The organism is Vibrio sp. M260118, from assembly GCF_036533755.1.
GTDB lineage: Bacteria > Pseudomonadota > Gammaproteobacteria > Enterobacterales > Vibrionaceae > Vibrio.
In genome coordinates, this window is the sequence record NZ_JATABG010000124.1 from 1 (window position 1) to 9160 (window position 9160).

The 9160-nt window shown below is 45.4% G+C and carries 10 protein-coding genes; 7 read left to right on the forward strand and 3 right to left on the reverse strand.

Annotated elements, in window-relative coordinates:
• Nucleotides 1-719 (reverse strand): flagellar brake protein (locus QTO00_RS09365; protein ID WP_331424491.1); only part of this gene is annotated, 719 nt, incomplete at its 3' end.
• Between the two features lie 171 nt (nt 720-890).
• On the opposite strand from QTO00_RS09365, the gene QTO00_RS09370 reads away from it, so the two are divergent.
• Together QTO00_RS09370 and QTO00_RS09375 are read left to right on the forward strand one after the other, a co-directional pair.
• Nucleotides 891-1169 carry a GNAT family N-acetyltransferase gene (locus tag QTO00_RS09370; RefSeq protein ID WP_331424493.1) on the forward strand — a complete coding sequence of 93 codons (279 nt, stop codon included), beginning with the start codon at nt 891-893 and terminating at the stop codon, nt 1167-1169.
• On the forward strand, nt 1166-2140 hold the full coding sequence (locus QTO00_RS09375; protein ID WP_331424494.1) for a phosphotransferase: 975 nt from the start codon (nt 1166-1168) through the stop codon (nt 2138-2140). The genes QTO00_RS09370 and QTO00_RS09375 overlap by 4 nt, the downstream gene beginning before the upstream one ends.
• Before the next feature lie 19 nt (nt 2141-2159).
• Here QTO00_RS09375 and QTO00_RS09380 read toward each other — a convergent pair whose 3' ends face one another.
• Nucleotides 2160-2651 carry a GNAT family N-acetyltransferase gene (locus QTO00_RS09380; protein ID WP_331424495.1) on the reverse strand — a complete coding sequence of 164 codons (492 nt, stop codon included), beginning with the start codon at nt 2649-2651 and terminating at the stop codon, nt 2160-2162.
• A 213-nt stretch (nt 2652-2864) separates the two neighbouring features.
• Between QTO00_RS09380 and QTO00_RS09385 the strand changes: the two genes are divergently transcribed.
• Both QTO00_RS09385 and QTO00_RS09390 read left to right on the forward strand, forming a co-directional pair.
• Nucleotides 2865-4043, forward strand: coding sequence for an MFS transporter (locus tag QTO00_RS09385; protein WP_331424496.1), 1179 nt, complete (start codon nt 2865-2867; stop codon nt 4041-4043).
• An 8-nt stretch (nt 4044-4051) separates the two neighbouring features.
• A complete protein-coding gene (locus QTO00_RS09390) occupies nt 4052-4984 on the forward strand; it encodes a Gfo/Idh/MocA family protein (protein WP_331424498.1) in 933 nt (310 codons plus the stop codon).
• Between the two features lie 17 nt (nt 4985-5001).
• Here the strand turns inward: QTO00_RS09390 and QTO00_RS09395 are convergent, their stop codons facing one another.
• Nucleotides 5002-5910, reverse strand: coding sequence for a LysR family transcriptional regulator (locus QTO00_RS09395; RefSeq protein ID WP_331424505.1), 909 nt, complete (start codon nt 5908-5910; stop codon nt 5002-5004).
• 122 nt (nt 5911-6032) lie between these two features.
• Between QTO00_RS09395 and QTO00_RS09400 the strand changes: the two genes are divergently transcribed.
• The 3 genes from QTO00_RS09400 to QTO00_RS09410 all read left to right on the forward strand — a co-directional run.
• Nucleotides 6033-6938 (forward strand): DMT family transporter, encoded by a 906-nt coding sequence (locus QTO00_RS09400; protein ID WP_331424499.1) that lies wholly within the window; start codon nt 6033-6035, stop codon nt 6936-6938.
• A gap of 126 nt (nt 6939-7064) precedes the next feature.
• A complete protein-coding gene (locus QTO00_RS09405) occupies nt 7065-8063 on the forward strand; it encodes a succinylglutamate desuccinylase/aspartoacylase family protein (RefSeq protein ID WP_331424501.1) in 999 nt (332 codons plus the stop codon).
• A 210-nt stretch (nt 8064-8273) separates the two neighbouring features.
• A partial coding sequence (locus QTO00_RS09410) for a YjiH family protein (RefSeq protein ID WP_331424503.1) occupies nt 8274-9160 on the forward strand: 887 nt, incomplete at its 3' end.

A 9160-nucleotide genomic window follows, 5' to 3' on the forward strand; every position in this document is an offset into this window, starting at 1 on the left:
AACTTTGTGCCATCAAACTTGAGATGGCCGAGCAGAGTTTTGGCATTCTCTTTTCCATCATCATTAAACGCTACGCCATAGCGAGCATAATGCATGGAACGTTGTAAGTTACAGACTTTCCCGTATAGCGGAGCGAACTGCCTATCTCTGTTCGAACTTAACTGAACGTTGAGGGCGATCTCTTCTCCAACTTGAAATGGGCGGCTAAGGGGGGCGGTAATAAATCGACAACCGCTCTTAGATAAGTCGCGAATTTCGCAGTCGAGCTTGTGCGTCTCGGCGATCACTTTGGCTGCTAAGTTAACGTCAAATCTAGGCTCTTTCCTGAGTTGGGTCACTTGCATGGTTTGAGGTACCGAAAGCGTAAAAATCGGTACTGGTGCAGTTAGGACATTCTGGATCTGGCCTCGAAAATGAACAATTGCACCTTCACCACGGGGTGAAATCGCTCTAATTGTGGCCCAAAAGCCTTCTTGGAAAAAGAAGCCTAGGTCGTCTTCGGATATTTTGGGTAGCTCAGCTAAAACAACGTTATCAGAGTGAGTGCCGATAAATTTGGTTTTACATCGGAATGTTGTCCCTACAGGCGTGGTAATGCCAATCGTTAATTCGCCACCATGCTCTACCATAGCGAGAGCGTCAGTACTATTTAACGTCGACACGTTTTTATCGTGTGAAGGGCTTGCCCCTTGTTCTTTAAGCGCCGCCTGCGTATTCATCTAGCCTCCGTTGCACCCACCGTGATATGGTTTTATGAAGTAGGTGGGTATATGACGTTTTTTATTTCAAATGAGTGAACTTGGATCTGTCCATTCTATGTTTGGTTTGTTGCTTGTTCAAATGTCAATATACCCATTAATATGATTTAGTTATCATTTTTTGGAGTTAACATGCCTCACAAGACAGTTTTTGATGGAGTAAGCTCTCAGTTTCGCGTTTATCTCGAGGGTGAGCATTACGCGTTGGTCAAGATCGAAAATAAGGGCAGTGTGTACAGTATCACCTCTACAAAAGTTCCAGAGGCGCTTCAAGGCCGGGGATATGGCAAGGTGATGATGGAAGCTGTATTAAACGAAATTGAGCAGCTTGGCGTGAAGGTAGAGCCTATTTGTAGCTATGCGGTGCATTATATGGACCGTAACCCGCAGTGGTCGCACCTAAAAGCATGAGCGCTCAAACATACGATTATGTGCCGTTAGCAAGAGAATTGGGTTATACCCGCTTGCAGCGCATTGAAGTGCTGCAGACTTTGTGGGGCGGGTACGGAGAGCTAGTGCGGCTGAGCGTCGATGAAACGAGCATTATAGTTAAACATATCCAGTTGCCCAAACCCGAGTTTCATCCAAGAGGATGGAATACCGATATTTCACATCAACGTAAGCTTCGCTCTTATCAAGTAGAACTCAACTGGTATCAATACAGTGCCAAGCAGTGTCGAGCTAAAGTTCCCGCGCCAATAAAAGTGACTCAGCAAGGCGAAGAGCTGCTACTTGTTATGGAAGATTTATGTCAGTTAGGGTTCTGTGAAGTTGTTACCGAACCGACACAAATTCATTTGAGCGCGTGTCTGCAATGGTTGGCTGATTTCCATGCCCAGCATATTGGTGCTGATCGTGAAGGTTTATGGCAACAGGGAACATACTGGCATCTAGCAACGCGTCCTGACGAACTTGCGGCTTTAGAAGACCAGAACCTAAAAGCACATGCAGAAAAAATAGATCGAGTTCTCGATAGCGCGCCTTTTTCTACACTGGTCCATGGTGATGCCAAACTGGCGAACTTCTGTTTTACTCCCGATGGATACAAGGCTGCAGCGGTGGACTTTCAGTACATAGGTAGAGGCTGCGCAATGAAAGATGTCGCGCTATTTATGAGTAGTGCCGTTGAGCCGGAGTGTTGTCATGAGATGGAAGAGTGGCTGCTCGATACTTATTTCGAGCATCTAAAAGTGGCGCTTAAGCAGCATCAGCCAGAGTTGTCCACGAAGGAAGTCGAGTCGGCTTGGCGACCATTGTTTTCCATTGCTTGGGCGGATTTTCAGCGCTTTGTCAAAGGATGGAGCCCAAATCATTGGAAGATAAATACATATACTGAAGCGTTAACACAGCGGGCGCTGCATGAATTAAAGGCTTACCCTTAAGGCAAGCCTTTGGGCAAAACTAGGTTTTGATGCGGGCCATAAAGAGGGTGTTTATGTATTCACCATCTCGGTACGAACCAAATTTAGCCTCACCTTCCACTTCAAAGCCAAATTTCTTGTAGCACGCGATGGCCTTATCGTTATCGCTGTTGACCTCAATTTGAACTCGTTTGACCTGTAGCCAGTTGTCGGCTAAATCCAGTACGGTTTCTATCAGTTTGCTACCAATGCCTAAACCATGAAAGTCATCATGAACGCCAATACCAAAGCTCGCACAATGAGCGGTGCGTGGGCGCTGTGAGTGTTCAAAGCCAATGTTCCCCACTACTCTACCATCGGCTTCTGCAACGAAGCTATAAATGCCTGCAGGGATGTTTTCCAGTCGGTTTGTCCACATACTCAGTGAAGGCTTTGGGAGTTGGAGTGTTTCGCGCTGTGCTTTTGGTTGTGAGTAAATATCACATAATGCCGCGGCATCGCTAACTTGAGTCGGACGTATTACTATTTCCATATTATTCCCTTTTCGACTGGTGATACATACCCCCACCATAACGAGAATATCGAAAATGATAAAGCATTGTTTTTATATATTTTTTGTGGTCTTTATTGTTTTTGAAAGCATTAGTCGGTCTTGAAGGGAACACTAGGGTATAAATTATAAATTTGTTTGTTTCTCATTCCGAGCTAGTCTAATGTAATAGTTCGCGTTTAGAAGGAACTGCTCATGAATCACTCGGCGAGTTGGAAAACTCCACAAAACTTCCTCATGCTTATCTCGATTGTTGTGCCCATCGCTTTTTCGAGCTGGATGGCACTGCTAAACAACTTCGTAATTGAGCGTGCGAACTTTGATGGTTCAGATATCGGCTTGTTGCAAAGTGTTCGTGAGATCCCCGGCTTTCTCGCTTTTACGGTAGTGTTCGTACTGCTGTTTATTCGTGAGCAGCGCTTTATGATTGTGTCGCTCGCCGCGTTAACCTTGGGCACCGCGATTACTGGATTTTTCCCTTCTCTAATCGGTTTGCTGTTTACCACCTTGTTGATGTCGACGGGTTTCCACTATTTTGAGACGCTCAAGCAGTCGTTAGCACTGCAGTGGTTATCTAAAGACGAAGCACCTGAAATGCTCGGTAAGTTCATTTCGGTCGGCGCATTGGCTTCGCTACTGACCTATGGGTCGCTTTGGTTCTGTTTAGAAATACTCAGCATGGACTTTAAGTGGGTTTATCTTACCTTTGGTGGTATTGGCTTTTTACTTGTCGCATGGATGGCGTTCGCATTCCCTCAGTTTCAAACCAAGGTGCAGCAAAACAAAAAGTTGGTATTAAGAAAGCGCTACTGGCTCTACTACGCGCTAACCTTTATGAGTGGTGCTCGCCGTCAAATCTTTACTGTGTTTGCGGGTTTTTTGATGGTGGAACGTTTCGGCTACTCCGCCGCAGACGTCACTTTGCTGTTTATTATTAACTATGTATTTAATTTCTTGTTTGCTAAGAAAATCGGGCGTTTCATCGGTCAAGTGGGCGAGCGTAAAGCACTCACATTTGAATATGTTGGCTTAATTTGTGTGTTCGTTGGTTATGCGCTAGTAGAAACAGCTCAGTGGGCGGCAGTGTTGTATGTTGTCGATCATCTGTTCTTTGCTTTGGCGCTCGCGATCAAAACCTACTTCCAAAAAATCGCTGATCCTGCAGACATGGCATCAACCGCTGGCGTTTCATTTACGATTAACCATATTGCGGCAGTATTTATTCCCGTGACCTTTGGTTTTATCTGGCTAGTATCGCCTTCTGCCGTGTTCTATATTGGCGCAGGTATGGCCTGTATTTCTTTACTGCTGTCGCTTAATATTCCCAAGCAGCCTGATGAGGGCAATGAAGTACGTATTTTAAAATGGAGCTAGAGTAAGCGATGAAAGTAGCAATTGTTGGTTTGGGTGATATCGCGCAGAAGGCTTATTTACCGATCGTAAGCCAACGTGCAGATGTTGAACCTATTTTTTGTACTCGTAATACGGATGTTTTGGCTCAACTAGGGTGGAAGTATCGAGTCGACAAGCAGTGCCAAGACTATCGGCATCTGTTAGATTTTTCCCCTAATGCGGTTATGATTCATGCCGCTACGTCAGTGCACAAAGAGGTTGCGGCCTTTTTTCTCAAACAAGGGATCCCGACCTTTGTCGATAAGCCACTAGCTGACAGCGCCGAGGACGTGGAACTTCTCTATGAGTTAGCAGAGCAACATCAACAACCGCTTTATGTGGGATTCAACCGCCGCCATATCCCACTCTACAATCAGCATATTTCTGAGCTTGGGCAAGGGGCGACGGGAGAGTTAACCTCTTTACGTTGGGAGAAGCACAGATACGACCTTACTGGAGACATCCGTACCTTCATTTTCGATGACTTTATCCCTCCACTTGATAGCGTAAACCTCAATGGTCAAACGTCACTTGATGATGTGTATGTCACGTCCCAGTTTGATCAGCGTCAGCTTTCTAGAGTCGACCTTCAGTGGCAATCAAACTCTACATTGTTGCATGCTTCAATGAATCGCCAGTATGGAATCACTAAAGAGCGGGTTTCTGCGACATACAAGAACCGCGCACTGGAATTTGATTCGTTTGTTCAAGGCCGAATCTGGCAGCAGGGGCAAGAATCAACGTTGATGTTGAAAGACTGGATTCCTATGCTAGAAACTAAAGGCTTCGGTAACATGATTGATGACTGGCTGAAGGTTGCTCAGAGTGGCAAGCTAGACAGTCAAATTGTTAGCCGTAACATCGCTAGTCATCAGCTCGCCGAAAGCTTGGTTAGCCATTTAGAAAGGAAGAACAAGGCATAACAGTTGTGTATTCGCGCTTATTTAAACCTATCTTTTAGGTATGCGACAAAGGTTTTTATCTGCCTTGGGATAAATTTCGATTGAGCATATTGGGCCATTATCTGCCCTTGATAATTTCCACCAATATGCCAATCGGGCAATAGCTCGATTAGCTCTCCTGAATCTAATTCATTCTTAACCACAAACTCCGGAAAAAGTGATATTCCCACTCCGCGTAAAACAGCTTCTCGACGGATTTCACTGTGGTTAACTGCAAACGAACCTTTGACATTCGTCGCCAGCTTCTTCTCTGCCGCTGTAAATTCCCAGGTCCTATCTTTTGGTGTCTCTCCTAAGCACAAACAGTTGTATTGAGAAAGATCGTTAGGGTGTGCCGCGTGTCCATTCTGCGTTAGATAAATTGGGCTGGCACATAATACCAGTCGGCAATCGGCCAAGGGTTTAGCGATTAAACCTTGATAGGGTTTGTCGGTGATGTGGATGATGACATCGACTTCGTCACTGATTGGGTCTATGTATTGGTCGGTGACTTTAAGCTGCAATGCCACATCTGGATAGGTGTCAATAAAGTCCAGAATTATAGGCATAAGCACCTGGCGCGATAAAGCTTTAGGGGCGGCAACTCGCAATATACCCGAAATCTCGCTTTTATCCGCCTGAGCTGCTGATACGGCCATTTTCGCAGAGTTGAGCATGTCATTGCAAAGGCTGTAGACCTCTTGCCCTGTGGTGCTTAGTCGCATTTGGCGCGTGGTTCTCAAAAGTAATTTTTCTTCTAACGCGTTTTCTAATCGAGTGATAGAGCGGCTCACTGAAGATGGAGAAACGCCGAGTTTTTTCGCCGTAGTTGAGAAGCTACCTGAATCAACCACATTAACGAAAATTGCCATTTCGGAAAGAAGAGGGATGAGCTTATTTGTGTCCAAGGCGCAAAAATCCTTTGCATAATAGCGGTATTGTTTCACTTAAGTTACTTATGGATACTGAATTAGTCAACCAGTCACTCCAATGGAGGGAGGGCTGGAGTGTATATCTATGGAGAAATGAGATGACGGCAGCAACAGGTCAGCTAAACAAGAGTGGATTCAGGTTTCCACTCACTGAGTCGCTACTACTCTTGGTAGCGATTTTTTGGGGAACAAGTTATGGCCTGACGAAAAGTGCCCTTGTTTACACTAGCGTGTTGGCTTTCATTTCGATTCGTTTCTCGGTCACTTTTCTATGTATGCTACCTGTAGTGATTCGAGATTTTCGCCGTGGACTCAATAAAGACTGGAAGATTGCCCTCCCAACTGGCTTTATTCTATCGGCGATTTTTTTCTGCGAAGTGTTTGGGGTTGCGCAAACCTCTGCATCCAATGCGGCGTTTTTGATTAGCCTGTCGGTAATACTGACGGCATTCGCTGAGCTGGTCATTAACAAGAAGCGCGTTAGCAACACCTTGTGGGTACTCACCTTGTGCAGTGTTGTCGGTGTGGTGCTTTTAACCAGTCAGCAAGGTTTTGTGTTTGCACTTAATAGTGGCGATTACTACATCCTCGCTGCCGCTGTTCTTAGGGCACTGATGGTTACCCTGACTAAGCGTTTTACCCAAGGTAAACAGATCACCACAACGACACTCACCGCTCTTCAGTCATTAGTGGTTGCTGGTGTTGCGCTTTTGGCCGCGGTCACTTTTGTGCCAGTTGCAGAGTTCATCATCCCAACTCATCTTGAGTTTTGGCTGACGCTCTCTTACCTTGTATTGTTTTGTACTCTGTTTGCTTTCTATGTACAGAATTATGCGGTGCGTCGAACCTCTCCGACGCGAGTGTCTCTTCTGATGGGGAGTGAACCATTGTTTGGTGCCATCTTTGCGATGGTTTGGCTTCAGGAATCGCTTAGCGTGATGCAAATCGTTGGCGCTGCATTGATTCTGTTCAGTGTGGTGATGACCTCTGCCAAACAGCAGTGAAGGATTTCAATAAAATTACACGGATGGCTATTCAAGCAGTTACAGACAGTTTAGAGTACAGCTTTGTTAGATAAATGTAATTTTGAAACTAGGCGTACAGGTTTGGTTTCATTGTTGAGGTAAACCATGACCAAGCCATTAAACGAATGTATCGTGCCTATGTATCCGACTATACAAGCTTTAGATGTCGACGCACTAAGCCCGGGAGAGCATAAATTTTGGTTTGCCGTGGCAACAGATGCTATTGGTCACCCGCAAACGCTACCTGTTCGTGTGTTTAAAGGTACAAAACCGGGCAAGCGATTTATGATTACCGCAGGGGTTCATGGCGATGAGCAAAATGGCATATTAACCGCGCAGAAGCTTGCTCGAGCGCTGGAAGGCAAAACCATTTCAGGCTGCATTACAATTGTGCCAGCGGTTAATTTGTCGGGTATTGCTCGCCATAGTCGAGACTTTCACTCCGCAGCACCTGATAGCTCATCAGCCAACTTAAATCGTCTTTTCCCCGGCAGTGCGAATGGAGATGACGCCAGTCGCTACGCGCACAGTTTGTGGGAGAATCTACTTAAGCCCAACGCCAATTTAGCCATTGATCTTCATTCGCAAACCAGTGGCAGTGCTTATCCGCTGTATGCCTTCGCTGATTATCGAATTGAAGATGCAATACGCATGGCGAGGCTGATTAACCCCGATGTAATTCTCAATGACCCGGGTGATCCCGGTATTCTCGAAACGGTTTATAACCGTGCTGATATTCCATCTATTACTATTGAAGTTGGGGTGGGTCGTTATACCGATTTGGATATGGTTGATAGGGCGACGCTTGGTGTACTGAATGTGTTGCGTGCGTATGAACTTATTGAGGGCGAGGTGCAATCAACTCAAGTTCAATGTGTTGAGGGGAATAGCATTACCAGTATTAGGGCGGATCAGGGTGGCTTTGTGATTTGCCATGTTGAGTTGCTCGATAGGGTAGAAAAGGGGCAAAAGGTCGCGACTCAGTACAATAGTTTTGGCGATGAGATCCAAAGTTACCACTCACCTTCGAGTGGAACAGTTATTAGCCACAACGTTGAATCAGTGCGTGCGCCGGGTTCGCTGGTGGTTCGATTGATCGAGTAAGCTAGTAATCGCGCATTATATTGTTAAGTTGCATATGGTTGTTTGTATTGGTGTATGGGCTATATTTAGCTGTTGAATTTGATTTTGTATCCATTAATGGTGAATAAATTTGCAAATTTAGCTTGTGTTGGATTTTCTAGCATATATAATCGCTCTCAATGAAGATTTATTCACTTAAAGTGAAATTGTAGTCATCTAGGGAGTAGTCAGATGAGCGATACACTTCTCGTTGAAGAGAACCACAAAACTAACCGGAATCTGCTGATGTTTGCGATTCCATCTTTGCTAGGACTGTTCTTTTTCCTCGCACCATTAACTTACGATGGTAACTTTACCTTTCCTCTTGCGTTGATGGCGAAAGGTTTCAAAGCGGTTCTTGGTGATGCCATTTTGCCGACTGTAACGGGCGTGATCTGTTTTTCAGCTTTTGCTTCAATTGCCGCGAGTCTTCTAAAGCCAACATTTGTTACTCAATCTCCTCTGCTTACAAGACTGTTCATCCTGACTCCAACTTGGTTAGTGATTCGTTCGTTAGGTGCGTTATTTACGCTGCTGGCGTTGCATCAAATCGGGCCAGAGATCATCTGGAACGGTAATACGGGTGGCTTGGTTTTGAATGATCTACTTCCATCGCTGCTAGTGACCTTCTTCCTTGCGGGATTATTACTTCCGCTACTGCTTAACTTTGGTCTTTTAGAGCTCTTGGGTACGTTATTGAGTAAGTTTATGCGCCCTGTTTTCCGTCTGCCAGGTAGAGCGGCGATCGACTGTATGTCTTCATGGCTAGGTGACGGTACGGTTGGCGTTATTTTAACTAGCAAGCAGTATGAAGATAAAAAGTATACAGCTCGTGAAGCAGCGGTTGTGGCGACCATGTTCTCGCCTGTTGGGATCTCATTCTCATTGGTGGTGCTAACTCAAGTCGGGCTGGCAAACTACTTTGTGCCTTTCTACTTTGCGATCTGTTTGTCTGGTGTTATTGCGGCTATGGTGATTCAATTCCTGCCACCACTATCGTACAAAAAAGATCTCTATATTGATGGTAGTGCGCCGAATCGAGATGATGAACTGGTTCCAGCTGGTAAATCCACTCTAGG